Here is a 17,278-nt window from a genome sequence, read left to right on the forward strand (position 1 = left end):
GGGGCTCCTGGGGATGCGTTCAGAGATAGAGGCGCTGCGGGTCCAGTCGCTCGCGCAGGAGCGACAGCACGGACAGGTCGGGCTCGCCCGTGGTGCGCACGGAGTCGGCGACGCGCAGCGGCCAGCCACAGGCGGCGCGCACCTGCTCGGGTGTCACGCCGGGATAGACCTCGGACAGCACGGCCTCGCCGGTGGCGTCGAAGTCGAGCACCCCCAGGTCCGTGATGATGCGCGTGGGGCCACCGCCGGGCAGGCCCAGCTCCGCGCGCGTCCTGCCGTTCATCCGGTGGCCCGGGCTCGTGATGAAGTCGCACTTCTCCACGAAGGTCCGCGGGCCCATGCGCATGACGATGAGCAGCCGCCGCGCGTGCACCGCGATTTCACACGCGCCGCCGCTGCCGGGCAGGCGCACCTTGGGGTTCGCGTAGTCGCCGATGACGGTGGTGTTGATGTTCCCCCACCGGTCCACCTGCGCGCCGCCCAGGAAGCCCACCTCGATGAGCCCGCGCTGGAGCAGGCACTGGAAGATGTCCGCCTGCCCCACCACGGCCAGCGAGTCCGTGACGAGCGACGGGTCGCCGATGGACACGGGCAGCCGCTCGGGAATCGCGCCCACGGCGCCGGACTCGTAGATCATGAACAGGCCCGGCGCATGCGTGGCCCGCGCCAGGTTGCACGCGAGGTTGGGCAGGCCGATGCCCACGAAGACCACGTCACCGTCGTGGAGTTCCTGGGCCGCGCGCCACGCCATCCGCTCGGACGCGGTGGAGACGTTGTTCTCAGTACCCATAGTCCACCCCCTCGCAGACGCGAGCCTTCGCGCGCAGCTTGTCGAGCAACCCCGTCTCCAGCTTCGCCAGGTAGCCCTGACGGTCCTTCACGCCGTAAACGAACTCCTCCAGCCAGGCGCGGTACGTCTCCGGCTTGCGGGAGATGTCCTCCCACTTCACGTAGAAGTCGTTGTCCCGGTCATGGAAGCCCTGCACGAAGCTGGGGTGACAGCCCCAGGGCTCGTGCACCACGTGGCTCACGATGATGCCGGGCACCAGCGTGCGGTTGGGGTCCTTGCGGATGACCTCGGTGGGGACAATCTGTTCGGCCACGACGATGACCTTGCGCGCGGCGAAGGCCACCTCCTTCTGCGAGCCGAGCAGGCCCCACACCTGCGCGTTGCCCTCCATGTCCGCGCGCTGGCAGTGGATGATGGCCACGTCCGGGTGGAGCGCGGGCACGGTGGCCAGCTCCCGCTCCGTGTACGGACAGCGCACCGTCTTGATGGCCGGGTTCACCCGCGCGATGTCCGCGCCCTGGTAGTTGCTCAGCGGCCAGAACGGCAGCCCCGCGCTCGCGGCGAGGAAGCGCGAGAGCAGCCCGAAGTGCGAGTACTCCTCCAGCTCCAGCCGCTCGGAGGAGGACGCCTCGCCGCGGCGGCGGAGCGCGTGCAGGCTGCCCACGCCGGGGTTGCCCGCCCAGCTGAAGACCAGCTTCTTCACCGCGCCCGCCTCGATGAGCTGGTCGTAGACCAGGTCCGGGGTGAGCCGGATGGCGGTGAGGTCCTTCACGCCCTGGCGGATGATTTCGTGGCCCGCGGCGAAGCAGATGAGGTGCGTGAAGCCGTCGATGACGATGGAGCTGCCGTCCTTGACGCTGGCCGAGATGGCCTCGCGCATGGAGCAGCGCTTGTCCACGGCCCCTGGCTTCACAGCTTCACCCCCGCCGCGGCCCGGGCGGGCGCGGCCCTGGACAGGTCGAGCGACAGCTCGCCCAGGCACGCGTCGAGGATGCGCAGCATGACGGCCACCTCGTGCTCACCGACGACGAGCGGCGGCGCGAAGCGGATGGTGGACTTGCCACACGACAAGAGCAGCAGGCCCTTGCGGAACGCGAGCTGCTCCAGCTCGCCCACGTAGGCGCTCGCGGGCTCGCGCGTCGCGGGGTCCACGAACTCCGCGCCCACCATGAGGCCCACGCCGCGCACGTCGCCGATGACGGGGTGGCGTGACTGCAGCTCCCGCAGCCCACGCTGGAGCAGCGCCCCGGTGGCGCGCACGGAGTCGAGCAGCCCCTCCACCACGTCCAGCGTGGCGAGCGCCGCCGCGCAGCACACGGGGTTGCCGCCGTAGGTGCTGCCGTGCGAGCCGCGCGGCCACGTCATCACCGACTCCTTCGCGATGATGGCGCCCAGCGGCATGCCGGAGGCGATGCCCTTGGCGGACAGCAGGATGTCCGGCATCACGCCGAAGTGCTCCGCCGCGAACATGTGCCCGGTGCGGCCGATGCCCGACTGCACCTCGTCGAACACGAGCAGGATGCCGTGCGTGTCGCAGATGCGCCGCAGCTCCTTCAGGAAGCTCGTCGGGGGCACCACGTAGCCGCCCTCGCCCAGGATGGGCTCCACGAAGATGGCGGCCACCTCGCGCGGGTCCACGTGGTTGACGAACCACTCGCGCTCCAGCGCCAGGGCCGGGTTGCACGCGTCGCCGCACGCCTGCGGCGCGCAGCCGTTGGGACAGCGGTACGGATTCGCGTACGGGACGTGGATGACGCCGGGCAGGAGCGGCCCGAAGAAGGCGCGCTGGGCCACCTTCGACGAGTTGAGCGAGATGGCGCCGTAGGTCCGCCCATGGAAGCCGCCCTTGAAGGCGACGATGTACTGGCGGCGCGTGTGGTGCCGCGCGAGCTTGATGGCGCCCTCGACCGCCTCCGTGCCGGAGTTGGTGAGGAAGACCTTCTTGGGTCCCATCTCGGGCAGGTAGCCGGCGAGCCTGGCGCAGAGCTTCGAGAAGGCGTCGTAGTAGAAGTCCGTGCCGCAGATGTGCAGGAAGCGGCCCGCGGCCTCCTGGACGGCCTTCACCACGTGCGGATGCGCGTGGCCCGTGGAGGCCACGGCGATGCCCGCCATGAAGTCGAGGAAGCGGTTGCCGTCGACGTCGTGGACCCAGGGGCCCTCGCCGCGCTCGACGACGAGCGGGTACTCCTTGATGTACGAGGGCGAGCTGAAGCGCTGGTCCAGCTCGATGATGGCGCGCGCCTTCGGCCCCGGCAGGGCGGTCTTCACTTCGGGATGGAGCATGGTCATGGGGGTCTCCTGTCGAGGGCGTCAGCCCATCCGTGTCTGCGCCTGCTCGCGCATGAATTGAGCGACGTAGTAGGGGCCGCAGCCGCCCTTGCCGGACCCGCCGCTGCCCTTCCAACCGCAGAAGGACTGCACGCCGGGCCACGCGCCCGTCGTCGCGCCCGTGCGGCGGTTGGCGTAGAGGACGCCCGCCTCGGCCTGGGCCATGAAGCGCTCCACGTCCTCGGCATCGCGGCTGAAGATGCCGGCGGTGAGGCCGTAGTCGCAGTCATTGGCCCGCTGGAGCGCCTCGTCCAACGTCGAGAAGCGCGTCACGCCGACGAAGGGCAGGAACAGCTCGTCGCGCATGAGGCGATGTCCGTGCGAGAGCGCCACCACCGTGGGCTCCACGAAGTGGCCCTCCTCGAGCGCGGCCTCCAGACGGGGACGTCCACCTCCCGCAATCACCGCGCCGTCCTGGCGGGCCTCGTCCACCGCGCGCTCGAAGCGCTTCACCGCCGCCGCGTTGATGACGGGGCCGGTGAAGACGGACGCGAGCGACGGGTCACCCACCCGCGCGTCACGCGCCTTCGCGGCGAGGCCGTCGGTGAACGCGTTGTAGAGCGACTCGTGAACATAGATGCGCGACAGGGCGCTGCACTTCTGACCGGACATGCCGAAGGCGGAGCGGAAGCAACCCTCGATGGCGGCCTCCAGGTCCGCGTCGCGACAGACGATGGCGGGGTTCTTCCCGCCCAGCTCCAGGAGGCACGGCCGCACGCGGCCCGTGGACATCCGCCGGTGCAGCTCCATGCCCACCGCCTTGCTGCCGGTGAAGGACACGCCGTCGATGCCGGGGTGGCGCACCAGCGCCGCGCCCACCGCCTCGCCCTCGCCGTGCGCGACCTGGAAGACGCCCGGAGGCAGGCCCGCGTCGACGAGCGCCTGGTACAGGCCCTCCGCGCACCAGGGCGTCTCCTCGCTGGGCTTGAGGATGACGCTGTTGCCGCCGAGCAGCGCGCCGCCGCTCATCCCCGCCGCGAGCGCGAGCGGGAAGTTGAACGGCGAGATGATGACGAAGACGCCGTAGGGCCGCAGCACGCTGCGCGTGTCCTCGTTGGGGGACAAGCGCGCCATGGGCCGCGAGTAGCCCTCCGCCTGCTCGAGCTGACCCGCGTAGTAGCGCAGCAGGTCCGCCGACTCCTCCACGTCACCGAGCGACTCGAGCCGGCTCTTGCCCACCTCCAGCGTCATGCGCGCGGACAGCTCCATGCGCCGCTCGGAGATGAGGTCCGCGGCGCGGCGGAGGATGCGCACGCGCTCCTGCCACGGCGTCGCGCCCCAGCCGCGCTGGGCCTCGCGCGCCACGCGCACCACGCGGTCCACCTCGGCCACGGGCGTGCGGTGGACGGACACGAGAAGCTCGTCCGGCCGCGCGGGGTTGCGGCTCTGAAGCAGGTCTCCACTCCGGAACGCCTCGCCGCCGAGCCACGACGGCAGCTCTCCGCCCAGCGTCGAGCGCACGGCGGCGAGCGCCTCGTCGAACTGCGCGTGCAGCGCGGACAGGTCCGCCTCCAGCACCGAGTAGGTGATGCGGAAACTCATGACGCCTCCTGGAAGAAGTGGTGGATGCCGCGGGCGAGCGTGTCGACCAGTTCGTCGACCTCCGCCTCGGTGATGACCAACGGAGGACCGACCATGAGCAGGTCCCCGTTCGTCCCGTCCGCGTGGCCCGTGTTGGACCAGAGGACCAGCCCCCGCTCGAACAGCGCCGACAGCAGTCGCTCGATGACCTTGCGCGCGCGTGGGAAGGGGCGCTTGCTCGCGGTGTCCTCGACCAGCTCGATGCCGGCCATCAGCCCCACGCCCTGCACGGAGCCGACATGTGGCAGCGCGCCCAGCGCCTCACGCAGGCGGCGCTGGAGGTGCGCGCCCACGCGCCCGGCGTGGGCCACCAGGTCGTGCCGCTCGTAGTAGTCGAGCACCGCCAGCCCCGCCGCCGTCATCGCGGGCGCCTGGAGGTACGTCTGCGCGTGCATGAAGCCGCCCGAGCCCCGGCACAGCTCCTCCAGGTGCTCCTCGCGGATGAGCAGCGCGCTCAAGGGCGCGTAGCCCCCGCTGATGCCCTTGCCGAGCACCAGCACGTCCGGGGTGAAGTGGAACAGGTCGCTGGCGAAGAAGCGGCCGGTGCGCCCGCAGCCGCACATGACCTCGTCGGCGATGGTGAGGATGCCGTACTCGCGGCACACGGCGCTCACGCGCTCGAAGTACCCGGGCGGTGGAGGCGACGCGCCCGCGGACGAGCCGATGACGGGCTCCGCGATGAAGGCGGCGATGGTGTCCGGGCCCTCGCGGCGAATCGTCTCCTCGAGCAGCCGCGCGTAGTGCTCGGCGCCGTCGCGCGCGTAGTCCTCCAGCCCGGAGCGGTACGGGTACGGCGCGGGCGTGGTGACGACCTCCGCCAGCAGGGGGCCGAAGAAGGTCTTGTAGTGGGGCCGCCCCGACAGCGAGAGCGCGTACAGCGTGTTGCCGTGGTAGCCGGGCACGCGCGCGATGACCTTGCCGCGCTGGGGCTGGCCGCGCTCGACCCAGAGCTGGCGGACGAACTTCACCGCGGCCTCCACCGCCTCGGAGCCCGAGCCGAGGAACGCGGCGCGCGTGAGCCCCTGGGGCGCGAGGGCGCACAGGCGCGTGGCGAGCGCCTCGGTGACGTCGGTGGTGAAGTGGGTGCCGTTGACGTAGGCGACGCGCAGCAGCTGCTCATGGATGCGGTCCGCCACCTCGCGGTTGCCGTGACCCACGCTGGCCACGAGCGCACCGGCGGAGGCGTCGAGGTAGCGCTTGCCGCTCGCGTCGAAGAGGTGGACGCCCTGGCCGTGCGTCACCACGGGGAAGTCGCGCGCGAGATTGCGCAGCAGCACGTTCCCCTGGGGGTAGCGCACCGTGTGCCTGGCTTCGTCCCGCATCGTCCGTCCTCCACGCAGCGCGGACGACCGGAGGTCGCCCGACAGGGCTCCCGCGTGGAAGAAGGGCAGTCACGATGCGCGCGTGAGCGCACACCAGGCCCCGACTGGAGCCCACGGACCGACCTTCGCCCCCACGGGCGACTGGAGACACGGGGGATGGAGGTCGGAGAAGTCGAGCGTGCGTGAGGGCCCGTCGAGGCACGAGCGCCGCTCGAACCTTCCGGCCGTCCCACGCGGCTCCAGGTCGAAACCGTCCGTGGATTTCTCCCACGGTCGGATGCGGGCAGGTCTTCGGGCTCGTGAGCGCTTCGGCCTTGGGGGCCGGCTTCCTACGACTCGTCGCTTCCCAGCTCCCCAGGGGAACCAGTGCGGATGACGAGGCTCGTTCTCACTTACCGCTGCGGGGCAGCCCCGGATTCGAACCGGGTTCCCTTTTAAGCTCGGACCGAGGTCCGAGCACCAACATGGGGCGGTATGTACTGTTCGCCTCTTCGGACTGTCAAGCGAAGCGCCGGTGCGCGCTCGACGCGCGGGGACGTGACGTCTGCCGGTGCGCGGGGATGTTCGACGAGCAACCTGCCGTGCATGAGCGCTGGCGCATCCCGCGCGCAGGCGTCACCTTCATCGGTGGCGCTCCGCGTCGGAGGACGCCTCCAGACCATGGCTCCGTCCGCCGCGAACACCGCCGCCGCGCCCTTCACGTTCACCCGTGCACAGAGGGTGTTCACGATGTCGGGCGCGCTGCTCGGGCTGCTGCTCGCGGCGCTGGACCAGACGATTGTCGCCACGGCGGGTCCCTCCATCCAGGCGGACCTGGGCATCTCCCCCGCGCTCTATCCGTGGCTGACGACGTCGTACCTGGTCGCGTCGACGATGATGGTGCCCGTGTGGGGGAAGCTGTCGGACCTGCTGGGCCGGCGCATTGTGCTGGCGGCGGGAATCGTCGTGTTCCTGCTGGGCAGCTTCCTGTGCGGCGTGTCGCGCTCGACGCTGACGCTCATCCTGTACCGCGCGGTGCAGGGGGTGGGCAGCGCGGCGCTCTTCACCGCGTCGCTGTCGGTGGTGGCGGACCTCTATCCGCCGCGCGAGCGAGGCAAGTACCAGGGCCTGTTCGGCGCGATGTTCGGCCTGTCGAGCGTGGTGGGGCCGCTGGCGGGAGGCTTCATCACGGACCGGCTGGGGTGGCACTGGGTGTTCTTCATCAACCTGCCGGTGGGCGCGGTGGCGCTCGCGCTCGTGCTCTCGCGCATGCCGGCGCTCAAGCCTCCGGGGGCCTCGCGCGGGAGGCTGGATGTGACGGGCGCGGTGCTGCTGGCGCTGGCGGTGGTGCCGCTCCTGCTCGCGCTCAGCCTGGGGCGTGGCGCGGAGCAGGTGGCGCACGGTGGCGGCTGGGCGTGGGGTTCGTGGCAGGTGCTGGGGTTGTTCGCGCTCGCGGCGGCGGGGACGGTGTTGTTCCTGCGCGAGGAGAGGCGCGCGCAGGAGCCGCTGCTGGACCTGAAGCTGTTCCAGGACCGGACGTTCGCGCTGGGGAACGCGGCGGTGTTCGTCATCGGCGCGGTGTTCCTGTCGGGCGTGGTGTTCCTGCCGCTGTTCATGGTGAACGTGGTGGGGCTGTCGGCCACGCACGCGGGGCTGACGTTGACGCCGCTGACGTTGGGCGTGGTGGCGGGCAACATCCTCAGCGGTCAGCTGGTGTCGCGCATCGGCCGGTACAAGGGGCTGATGCTGGGCTCGCTGGTGGTGTTGATGGTGGGCTTCACGGTGATGGGGTTCACGCTGACGCCCACGTCGACGCAGACGGAGGTCACGGTGAAGATGGTCCTGGTGGGCGTGGGCCTGGGACCGTCGATTCCGCTCTACACGCTGGCCATCCAGAACGCGGTGTCACCCCAGCGCATCGGCGTGGCCACGGCGATGGCCACGTTCTTCCGTCAGCTCGGGATGACGCTGGGCGTGGCGCTGCTCGGCGCGGTGTTCGCGACGACGCTGTCGCATCAGCTGGGCACCCGCGTGGCGAGCGCCACGGAGGGACTGCCGCCGAAGCTGCGCGCCGAGCTGGCGTCCGCGGTGCCCGGTGTCGACGGGAGCGAGGCGGGCCCCGCGCAGTCGGCCTTCCAGGCAGAGAAGGTGAAGGAGCGCGTGCGCGCGGAGCTGGAGGCCGAGCGGCAGGCCTTTCAGCGCCCGGAGGTACGGGAGCAACGTGCGAAGGAAACGGCGCCCTCCGATGCGCGCGAGCAGCCTGCCGCGGCGTCAGCGCTCTCCACTGTGGACGCGAAGGAACAGCGGACGCTGGAGGCGGTCGACCGGACAGCGCTGGCGCTGAAGGAGTCCTTCACGCGGGCGGTGGAGGCGGTGTACCGCTGCGCCATCTTCGTCGCGCTGCTCGCGTTCCTGGTGACACTGCGGCTGCCCGAACAACCCCTGCAACGCGGGCGCGCGCGGGCACCGGCACCCACGGAATGAGCTCGGCGGCGCGCAACGAGCACGGAGGCGGACCGGGCCTTGCGCCGGTACACACGCCAGTGCGCGAGGGCGCCGGGGCGGTGTGCCGGGCGTCACCACCACGGACCGGACAGCGCCGGGCTCACGCGGCGGTGAGCGCGGAGGACTCCGAGTCGAGCGTGTAGATGCGCACGGGGTGGGGCACGCCCTTGACGGGGTGGTGCCCCAGGTCCTTCACGTCGCCACGGTAGTGGGAGACGAAGGACTCGGAGAGGAGCACGGGCTCGTTGAGCCCCGCGCACAGGCCCGCGATGCGGCTGGCCAGGTTCACCGCCGGGCCGATGACGGTGAAGTCGAGCCGGTCCGACGCGCCGATGTTCCCGTACATCACGTCGCCGACGTGGAGCGACGCGCCGAACTCGTAGGTGGGCAGGCCCCTGCGGCGGCGCGAGGCGTTGTCCTGCTCGCTGGCACGCACCGCCTCGTGCACGGTGCGCGCGGCGGCGGCGCAGCGGTCCTCCACGAGGGCGTGGTCGTCGATGCGGAAGATGGCCAGCACGGCGTCGCCCATGAACTTGAGCACCTCCGCGCCGTGCGAGTGGAACGCGCCGACCATCGTCTCGAAGTAGGCGTTGAGCAGCTCGAGCAATGCGTCACGGGGCAGCGCATCCGACAGCGCGGTGAAGCTGCGCAAGTCGCTCAGGCAGATGACGGCGGAGGTCGTCTCGCCGTCGCCGCGCCGAATCTGTCCCTGGAGGACGCGGCGCCCCGCGTCGCGGCCCAGGTACGTGTCGAGCAGCACGCCCGTCATGTCCTTGCGCGCGAAGACCTCCAGCACCAGCTCCAGGATGGGCTGCAGCTCGTGGAGCAGGGCGCGGTGCGCGTCCGTGAAGCCCCCGGGTTCGGAGGTGGCCCAGGAGACGCCGTGGCGCGAGTCATCGCTGAAGCACACCGGCAGCGCGAGGTACTCGGTGAGCCCCTCGGCGCGCAGCTCGGTGAACATGGGGAAGTCGCCGTCCGGGAGCGGCTGCTCCAGGCGGCGGTGGATGACGGGCAGCCCCTCGCGCAGGGCCTTGAAGGGGCTCTTCGAGAACGCGGGCAGGTGCTGGAGGCCGTGGGGGTGGACCTCGGCGGTGGCGCCATGTCCGACGCGCCAGCGGAAGCTCCGGGCGTGCAGGAGCGGGTGCAGCGTGAAGAGGACGATGGAGGCGCGCGACACGGGCACACCGCACGCCGTCAGCCGTTCACACAGGCCCGACAGCAGCGGCACGGGATTGGGCAGACGCCTTGCTTCCACGGCGAGCCAGCCCACCACGGAGGAGAAGGCATGGTCGCGAAGGCTTCGCGAGTCTCCGGCATTCACTTTCACGAGGCGCTCACCACCCCCCGGCGGGCCGAGCCGGGCCGGGCGCGAAGCAACCATGACGAACCCGGAGCGTCAACGGAGACCTCGGAGAGCGAGCGGGCGGGTGCCTGTCCCCGCCCCCCCACGAGTGTGCGTGGACCTCACAGCTCGTCGAACAGGTCGACGACGGCCTGCGCCAACAACTCCTGCTCGTCGGAGGAATGCTGCGACGCGTACGTGAGGACATCCCGAACGCCCGCCGCGTCCCTGCTCCAGAAGAGCGTCTTCAGCCGCGCTCGCAGCCGCTCACCCTCGTCACCCGCCGAGTCGAGCGCCTCGCGCGTGGACTGCGCGCCCACCAGCTTGACGTAGACGAACATGTCGAAGCTGTCCTTGGACTTCTCGGGACGATGTTCGCGCTTGGCGCGCTCCTTCATCGTGAGGAAGCCCACCGCGTCGGGCAGGAGAATCGCCAGGGACTTTCCGCCCACGGTGAGCGACACCTGCTGGCTCCGACGCAAGGCGACGCGAGAGTCCAGCAGCGGCGTCATCTGAGTGGGGAGCGCGTCGACCTCCACATCGCCTGGCGCGAAGAGGTCCAGGTCCATGCGCTGACCACTGGGCAGGTCCTTCGACCAACGGTAACCCTTCGAGCGTCGGGAGAAGCCTCGTCCCGAGAAGACCTCGGGGAGCCGGCCCGCCATGAACTCCGAGCCGTCCATGTCGAACAGCAGGTCGGGCTCGAACGAGAACCCCCGCTCCACTGCCACGCCCGTGTCCGTCTCGACGGCGATGACCCCCGAGCCTCCGCGGCGCTTCGACTCCAACGCGAGCACCTGTCCACCGATGAGCATCACGGGCGTCGACAGCGCTCCCAGGTCGAGCAACAGCTCCCGGAGCTCGCCCAGGATTTCGTCGAACCGCTCCTCGTCGGTCACTCGAAGTCCTCGACGAGCGGCAACGACCTTGCGAAGCGACGCAGCAGCTCGTCCGCCTGTTCCTCACCACGCCCGCCGCTGTGCTGGAAGTCCACGGCCAGTTGGGGGAGCGCCACGCCCGGGCCATGCGGGAGGGCGCGCGGACTGAAGTAGATGCCTCCCACCTCCGTCTCCGCGGAGGGCTCCGCGCGGAGAATCCAGAAGTTGTGCGGCGTCATCCGGCGCAGCTCGAAGGCGCGGATGGCCGCCTCCTGCGAACCGGAGAGATAGAGCCCGTGGGGCAGCCCCGAGACGAACCGCTCCTCGGGTTCAAGGGCACTCGCCAGGGAGAAGATGGAGCGAATCCCCTGGGAGCTCAGCCTCCGATACCCCGCCTCGAGCGCCTGGGACGTCGTGGAGGGCGCGTTGAACCCCTCCTTCGAGATGGCCGTGGGACGTCCGTGCTTCATCCACGTCTTGAGCAGACCCACGGGCTCGCGAAGGCGCACGCCGCCACCGACGTCCACCAGTCCCTCCTGGGTGAGTCGCTTGATGACCCCATGCGCATACGCGTAGCTCGTCTGGGTCTGGTCCGAGAGGGCGCGCACCGTCCAGCGACGGCCGGGGGACTCGAGCAGCGCGCGCACGATACGACTGCCCTTGCCGTGGAACACCGGCTCGCGAGGGACGCGGTTCGAGGAGCCGCGCCCCTGAATCCGGATGAAGGTGCTCCCCGTGCGCAGGAAGAACGTGCCGCGTTGATCCACCAGCGCGAGCTCTTCGTTCGCGCAGGCCTCGACCACGCGAGGCGACGCGGAGTCGGTGACGAGCATCGGCACACGGAAGGTCGGCAGCTTGTCGAAGTCCGTCTCCCGGTGACGAAGCTGCTCGCGGAGCGACAGCAGCTTGTCCTTCTGGGCCACCACCTGCGCGGGGAACAGGGGCGCGCGGTAGCTCAACAGCACCGGGACCCTGGCCTCCGGAAGTCGGACCTCCGCGAGGTCATACGCCGACTCCCCTCCCGGACCGGTCCGCGGGATGATCAACCCCTCCTGACGCACCAGCTCCACGCCCGCCGGAAGCGTCGGCGGGTCCTTCCAGAACTCTTCCCTGAAGTGGGGTCTATCGGGCTTCATTCAATTTTGTCGATACTGCTACCATTCATGGCAATCAGCCAGTCCGCTGATAGCTATCTCGTGATTATCGACAAAATTGAGTCACCGGCCCTGGAGCCCCTCAGGCGCCACGGAGGGGCTCGGAATCCCGAGCCCCCACTCCTGCTCAGTGCCCCGACGAGGCCTTCGCAGGGGCGGCCATGGGAGCCCCGCCACCCGGGGGCGCAGCCGGAGCCTCCGGCCGCGCGAGCGTGTCCGGGGACTCGGCCATCGCATACGTCACCCACGCGGTGGCGGCCGTGCTCCGCGCCAGGTCCTGAGGGTCCACCTTGTCCAACGTGTCCGCGTGCGTGTGGTGCACATCGAAGTAGCGGCTCGCGTCCACCTCCACGCCGAAGAACGGCACGCGCGCGGGGAGCAGCGGGCTGATGTCCGCGCCCCCGGCCTCGCGCGGGGAGAACTGCGCCGCGCCGAGCGCCACCAGCGGCGACAGCCACGGCTCCAGCAGCTCCTTGCCACCCGGCCCAGAGCGCAGGCTCACCGCCACCGGCCGCCCGCCACCCGAGTCCATCTCCATGGCGGCCACGTGCTTGGACAGCTCCGCCGCGTGCGCCTCCGCGTACGCGCGGCCACCGCGCAGGCCGTTCTCCTCGTTCATGTACAGCACCACCCGCACCGTGCGCCGGGGCGCCTGGGGCAGCTTCGCGATGAGCCGCGCGGCCTCCATCACCATCACCACGCCCGCTCCGTCGTCATGCGCGCCCGTCCCCACGTCCCACGAGTCCAGGTGCGCGCTGATGAGGACGATTTCCTGCGGCTTCTCGCGGCCCCGAATCTCCGCGACCACGTTGTGCGAGTCCGCGTCCGGGAGCTCCGAGCACCCGAGCACCATCTTCACGCGAACCGGGCCCTTCGCGAGCAGGCGGTGCAGTTGGTCCGCCTCCTCCGTCGTCACCGACGCGGCGGGGATGCGAGGCCCCTCGTCATCGAAGCGGGTGGAGCCCGTGTGCGGCGTGCGCAGCGACGCCGTGGCCAGCGAGCGCACCAGCGAGCCCACCGCGCCCGCCTTCGCCGCGAGCGCCGGGCCTCGGCCGCGCAGCCCCGCGAAGCGGCCGTAGTCCGCGGGCGACGACATGGTGTGGTTGAAGAAGACGATCTTCCCCTTCACCGAGTCACCCAGCGTGGCGAGCGCCTCCAGCGACGTCACCTCCACCACCTCGGCGGTGAGGCCCTCGGGGGCCGTGGGCGGGCTGCCACCCAGCGCGAGGATGAACAGCGGATGGCCGCGCGTGGTGGCGGAAGGGAGAATCTCCGCGCGCTCCTCGCCGCGCACCCAGCGAGGCACCTTCACGGGCTCGGTCCATGCCTTCACGCCGTCGGCCTTGAAGCTCTTGAGGGCCCACTGCACCGCGGCGGCGGCGCCCTCGGAGCCCGACAGGCGCGGGCCAATCCCATCCGTCAGCTCCGCGAGCCGCGCGTAGGAGTGTCCTTCCGTCAGCGCGGGGCCCACCAGCTTCTCCGCCACGGCCAGCGGCGGCGCATACGCCTTCTTCGCGGGCGCGGCGGACTTCGCGGGGGCCTGGGGCTTCGCGGGCGCGGCGGGGGCGGCGCCCGACACGAGCTGCAGCGCCAGGGATGACGACAGGATGAGCGTGGAGACGGGCAAGAGGACCTCCGGAAGAGGCGCCCACTCTCCGCCCGGCCCTCAGGGCTCGCAAGCCAGATGCGCTCGACGCACCGTGCGAGTCACGGACGCTTGCCTGGTGAAGGTGGAGAGGATTTCGGAGAATCCCAGGGGCCACCGCGCGCCGAGAGGGGGAACGCGGCGCGCGGGGCTCAACTGGGACTTCATACGGCGGTATCGCTTTTGGGGGAGGCGATAGCCGCCGCTGCGTCTCACTCTTTGGGAGGAAACGTGGCGGGCATGTTGAAGATCATTCGCAACGCCGTCAAGCCCGGCACCTCACTCAGCGTACAAGCGGACAATCTTTTCCCAGGAAGTGGTTCAATTTTACAGCCACAGCGCCATCCACGGGTGGGCAACTGTGGTCTTCAGCGAAGAACGAGCCCATGACGACAGACGAAGCCTTCTTCACCCTCTACAGCGACCTGCCACGGTTGGGCCCTGGCAGTGATGCCTGCACACGTGAGGCATTGGGACGCCTCCCCTCCCTGCCACCCGCCCCCCGCGTCGTGGACCTGGGCTGCGGCAACGGAAGACAGACGCTGGCGCTCGCAGAAGCCTTGCGGACCCACATCCTCGCGGTGGATCTCCACCCACCCTTCCTCCAGCAGTTGGAGCAGGACGCCCGCGCGCGAGGACTGCAAGCCTTCATCCAGACACGCTGTCAGGACATGGGTGCGCTCGACCTCCCCCACCAATCCGTGGACCTGCTCTGGTCCGAGGGCGCCATCTACCATCTGGGCTTCGGCCCCGGCCTCACGCGCTGGCGGCCCCTGCTCGCACCCGGCGGCCTCGCCGCCATCACCGAGTGCACCTGGCTCACCGACACCCGCCCCGCCGAGGCCGTGGAGTTCTGGACCGAGGGCTACCCCACCATGGGCACCGTCGAGGAGAACCGCGCCGCCGCGCTCGCCGCGGGCATGGAGGTGCTGGACACCTTCACCCTCCCGCCCTCCGCGTGGTGGGATGACTACTACACCCCGCTGCTCGAGCGCGCCCGGCGCCTCGCCCCCACCGCCGACGAGACCCTCCGCCAGGTCATCGCCGGCGCCCACCGCGAGACGGACCTCTACCGTCACCATGGCCACGCCTACGGCTACGTCTTCTATCTGTTGCGCCGCCCCACTTGAGCGCTCGCGCGGTTCCAGGAATGCGACAGGAATTGAGCCCCACCGTCAGGGCTCGGCCCTGTGGTTGCCCTGCACCCGGGCACCCACTCACTCCCCTGGGTCAAAGAAATACGGACATGCATTTTTTCCAGAAATGGTGTCTATGTCGCTGAAGGCACGTTAGTCCCCGTCACGCACCCCAGCGACGCCATGACCTCCCCCCAGGGCCGTGGTGTGTCGAGCCTCAGGACGTCGAAGGAACGCAATGTTGATGGAGCAGTGGGCTCACCGATTCTTCGAGCTCTCGACCGAGCTGTTCGCGGTGCTGGGCTCGCAGGGACGGATTCTGGAAGCCAACCCGGCCTGGAACGTGACGGTGGGTTGGTCTCCCACGGAGCTGCGGCTGGAGGGCTATCGGGGCTTCATCCATCCCGAGGACCTCGCCCAGGTGGACTCCCGGTTGGAGTCGCTGGCGCGGAGGATGGGCACCACCCGCTTCTCCTGCCGGTGGCGCTGTCGGGACGGCACGTGGGCGTGGCTGGTGTGGAGCGTGGCCTGCTCCGCGGTGGGCGGCCCGCTGTACTGCACGGTGCGCAGGCTGGAGTCGCCTCCCGCGCTCGAGCCCGGCCCCACCACCTCCGAGCCCGGCGGTCCGCTGCCGCCGTGGGCGATGAGCGACAGCCTGCCCCTGGGCCTCTACGTGGTGGAGGTGCGCACGGGCGCGGTGCTCTACGCCAACCGCCGCTTCTGCCAGCTGTGGGGCATCGAGTCGCTGGAGAGCGCCATCCGCAAGGGGCAGGTGACCCACGAGGATGTGCTCGGCCACTGCCTGCGCGCGGGTGAGGCGGCGAGCGTGCTGCGCCTGGTCTCCCCGACGGAGGCAGACACCCCGCCTCCGCTGCACGCGGACGAGGCGCAGCTGACCAACGGCCGCACCCTGCGCCGGCTGTCCACGCCCATGGGCGCCAGCGGCGACGAGTCCCGCTACCGGCTGTTCGCCTTCGAGGACGTCACCGAGCGCAAGCGCACCGAGGAGGCCCTGCACCGCTCCGAGGAGAGCTTCCGCAAGCTCATCGAGACGGCGCCCGAGGTCATCTTCGTCCACCGCGACCAGCGCTTCGTCTACGTGAACCCCACGCTGCTGCGCGCGCTGCGGTACGAGCACGCCAGCGAGCTCATCGGCCGGTCCATCTGGACCATCGTCCACCCGGACGACCTGGACATGGTGCGCCAGCGCGTGCACGCGGTGGTGGCCCGGGGCGAGCTGGCCCCGCTGCGCGAGATCCGCTACCTGCGCCGAGACGGCACCTGGTTCGACGCGGAGAGCGCGGGGCTGCCCGTGGACTTCGACGGCGTGGGCGCCGTCGTGGTGATGGCGCGCGACATCACCGAGCGCAAGCGCATGCAGGCCCAGCTGCTCCAATCGGACCGGATGGTGCTCGCGGGCACGCTGGCCGCGGGCGTGGGCCACGAAATCAACAACCCGCTCACCTACGTCATGGCCAACCTGGAGTCGGCCCTGGACGCGATGCACCGGCTGGGCGGCGAGCTGGGGAGGATGCTGCCCGACGGCGCGCTGGCGCCGAGCTGGTCCATGACCCTGAAGGACACGGTGGAGCTGCTCAAGGAGGCGCACGAAGGCGCCACCCGCGTGCGCAACATCGTCCGGGACCTGAAGTACATCTCCCGCCAGGACGAGGAGCGGCGCGAGCTGCTCGACGTGCGCGAGTCGCTGGAGTTCTCGCTCAAGCTGGCCTCCAGCGAGCTGCGCCCGCGCGCCCAGGTCATCAAGAAGTACGAGGACGTGCCGCTGGTGCACGCGGACGCGTCGCGGCTGGGGCAGGTGTTCCTGAACCTGGTCGTCAACGCGGCGCAGGCCATCCCCGAGGGGGACCCGACGAACCAGCACGTGACGCTCTGGGTGCGCCCGGGGCCCCACGGGGGCGTGGCGGTGGACGTGAGCGACTCGGGCAGCGGCATGCCGCCCAGCGTGCTCGCGCGCATCTTCGACCCGTTCTTCACGACCAAGGCGGTGGGCTCGGGCACGGGCCTGGGGTTGTCCATCTGCCACGGCATCATGCGCGGCCTGGGCGGCGACATCACGGTGCGCAGCGAGCCGGGCCAAGGGACGACCTTCACCGTGCTGCTGCCCCCCGCGCCCGCGGACGCGGCGCCTCGCGAGGTGCCCGTGCTGCTGCCGCCCTCGTCCGAGCGCGCCGGCCGGATGCTGGTCATCGACGACGAGCCCGCGGTGGGTCGCTCGCTGGCGCGCATCATCGGCAAGCGCCACCAGGTGACGGTGGTGAGCAGCGGCGAGGAGGCGTTGGCGAAGCTGGACTCGGGCGCTCCCTTCGACGCCATCTTCTGTGACCTGATGATGCCGGGCATCACCGGCATGGACGTCTACGAGCGGGTGCGCGAGCGGGAGCCGGGGTTGAGCCTGCGCTTCATCTTCATCACCGGCGGCTCGTACACGGCCCGGGCGCGGCAGTTCCTGGAGCGCATCCCCAACCCGCGCATCGAGAAGCCGTTCGACGCGCAGATGATTCAGCAGCTGGTCGGAGAGGTATTGGCCGTCGGGGTTGACGGTGATGTCTCCGGCCTGGAGTGAAACCACCGCGCCGGATGTCCCGGCGCGCCCCTGA

The 17,278-nt window shown here is 70.6% G+C and carries 12 protein-coding genes and 1 riboswitch; of the genes, 3 read left to right on the top strand and 9 right to left on the bottom strand.

What is annotated here, in order from left to right; genetic code table 11:
* Positions 1-19 precede the first annotated feature (19 nt).
* The 5 genes from VZQ01_RS19070 to VZQ01_RS19090 are packed head-to-tail and all read right to left on the bottom strand — an operon-like array spanning position 20 to position 6,021.
* Positions 20-790 carry a CoA-transferase subunit beta gene (locus VZQ01_RS19070; RefSeq protein WP_223749406.1) on the bottom strand — a complete coding sequence of 257 codons (771 nt, stop codon included), beginning with the start codon at positions 788-790 and terminating at the stop codon, positions 20-22.
* Positions 780-1,688, bottom strand: a complete 909-nt coding sequence (locus tag VZQ01_RS19075) for a CoA transferase subunit A (protein ID WP_223749407.1) — start codon at positions 1,686-1,688, stop codon at positions 780-782. The genes VZQ01_RS19070 and VZQ01_RS19075 overlap by 11 nt, the downstream gene beginning before the upstream one ends.
* An 11-nt stretch (positions 1,689-1,699) precedes the next feature.
* Positions 1,700-3,079 (bottom strand): acetyl ornithine aminotransferase family protein, encoded by a 1,380-nt coding sequence (locus VZQ01_RS19080; protein ID WP_267698700.1) that lies wholly within the window; start codon positions 3,077-3,079, stop codon positions 1,700-1,702.
* Positions 3,080-3,100: 21 nt separating this feature from the next.
* Entirely contained in the window at positions 3,101-4,660 is a 1,560-nt protein-coding gene (locus VZQ01_RS19085) for an aldehyde dehydrogenase family protein (protein ID WP_426748587.1), read from the bottom strand.
* On the bottom strand, positions 4,657-6,021 hold the full coding sequence (locus VZQ01_RS19090; protein WP_426748588.1) for an aminotransferase family protein: 1,365 nt from the start codon (positions 6,019-6,021) through the stop codon (positions 4,657-4,659). The genes VZQ01_RS19085 and VZQ01_RS19090 overlap by 4 nt, the downstream gene beginning before the upstream one ends.
* A gap of 265 nt (positions 6,022-6,286) precedes the next feature.
* Positions 6,287-6,500: riboswitch (cobalamin riboswitch) on the bottom strand.
* Between the two features lie 181 nt (positions 6,501-6,681).
* On the opposite strand from VZQ01_RS19090, the gene VZQ01_RS19095 reads away from it, so the two are divergent.
* Positions 6,682-8,484 carry an MDR family MFS transporter gene (locus tag VZQ01_RS19095; protein ID WP_426748589.1) on the top strand — a complete coding sequence of 601 codons (1,803 nt, stop codon included), beginning with the start codon at positions 6,682-6,684 and terminating at the stop codon, positions 8,482-8,484.
* Positions 8,485-8,605: 121 nt separating this feature from the next.
* On the opposite strand, the gene VZQ01_RS19100 is transcribed toward VZQ01_RS19095, so the two are convergent.
* From VZQ01_RS19100 to VZQ01_RS19115, 4 genes are all read right to left on the bottom strand, one after another.
* Complete coding sequence (locus VZQ01_RS19100) at positions 8,606-9,832, bottom strand: adenylate/guanylate cyclase domain-containing protein (RefSeq protein ID WP_223749412.1); 1,227 nt, start codon at positions 9,830-9,832, stop codon at positions 8,606-8,608.
* A gap of 137 nt (positions 9,833-9,969) precedes the next feature.
* Complete coding sequence (locus tag VZQ01_RS19105) at positions 9,970-10,746, bottom strand: hypothetical protein (protein WP_426748590.1); 777 nt, start codon at positions 10,744-10,746, stop codon at positions 9,970-9,972.
* Positions 10,743-11,861, bottom strand: a complete 1,119-nt coding sequence (locus VZQ01_RS19110) for a hypothetical protein (RefSeq protein ID WP_426748591.1) — start codon at positions 11,859-11,861, stop codon at positions 10,743-10,745. Before VZQ01_RS19110 ends, VZQ01_RS19105 begins: the two co-directional genes overlap by 4 nt.
* A 145-nt stretch (positions 11,862-12,006) precedes the next feature.
* Positions 12,007-13,506 carry a M20/M25/M40 family metallo-hydrolase gene (locus tag VZQ01_RS19115; RefSeq protein ID WP_426748592.1) on the bottom strand — a complete coding sequence of 500 codons (1,500 nt, stop codon included), beginning with the start codon at positions 13,504-13,506 and terminating at the stop codon, positions 12,007-12,009.
* Positions 13,507-13,910: 404 nt separating this feature from the next.
* On the opposite strand from VZQ01_RS19115, the gene VZQ01_RS19120 reads away from it, so the two are divergent.
* Positions 13,911-14,654: an SAM-dependent methyltransferase gene (locus VZQ01_RS19120; RefSeq protein WP_426748593.1), complete on the top strand. Its 744-nt coding sequence runs from the start codon at positions 13,911-13,913 to the stop codon at positions 14,652-14,654.
* A 250-nt stretch (positions 14,655-14,904) separates the two neighbouring features.
* On the top strand, positions 14,905-17,244 hold the full coding sequence (locus VZQ01_RS19125; protein WP_223749417.1) for a PAS domain S-box protein: 2,340 nt from the start codon (positions 14,905-14,907) through the stop codon (positions 17,242-17,244).
* Positions 17,245-17,278 lie beyond the last annotated feature (34 nt).

The organism is Myxococcus faecalis (genome assembly GCF_050039385.1).
Lineage (GTDB): Bacteria > Myxococcota > Myxococcia > Myxococcales > Myxococcaceae > Myxococcus > Myxococcus fulvus.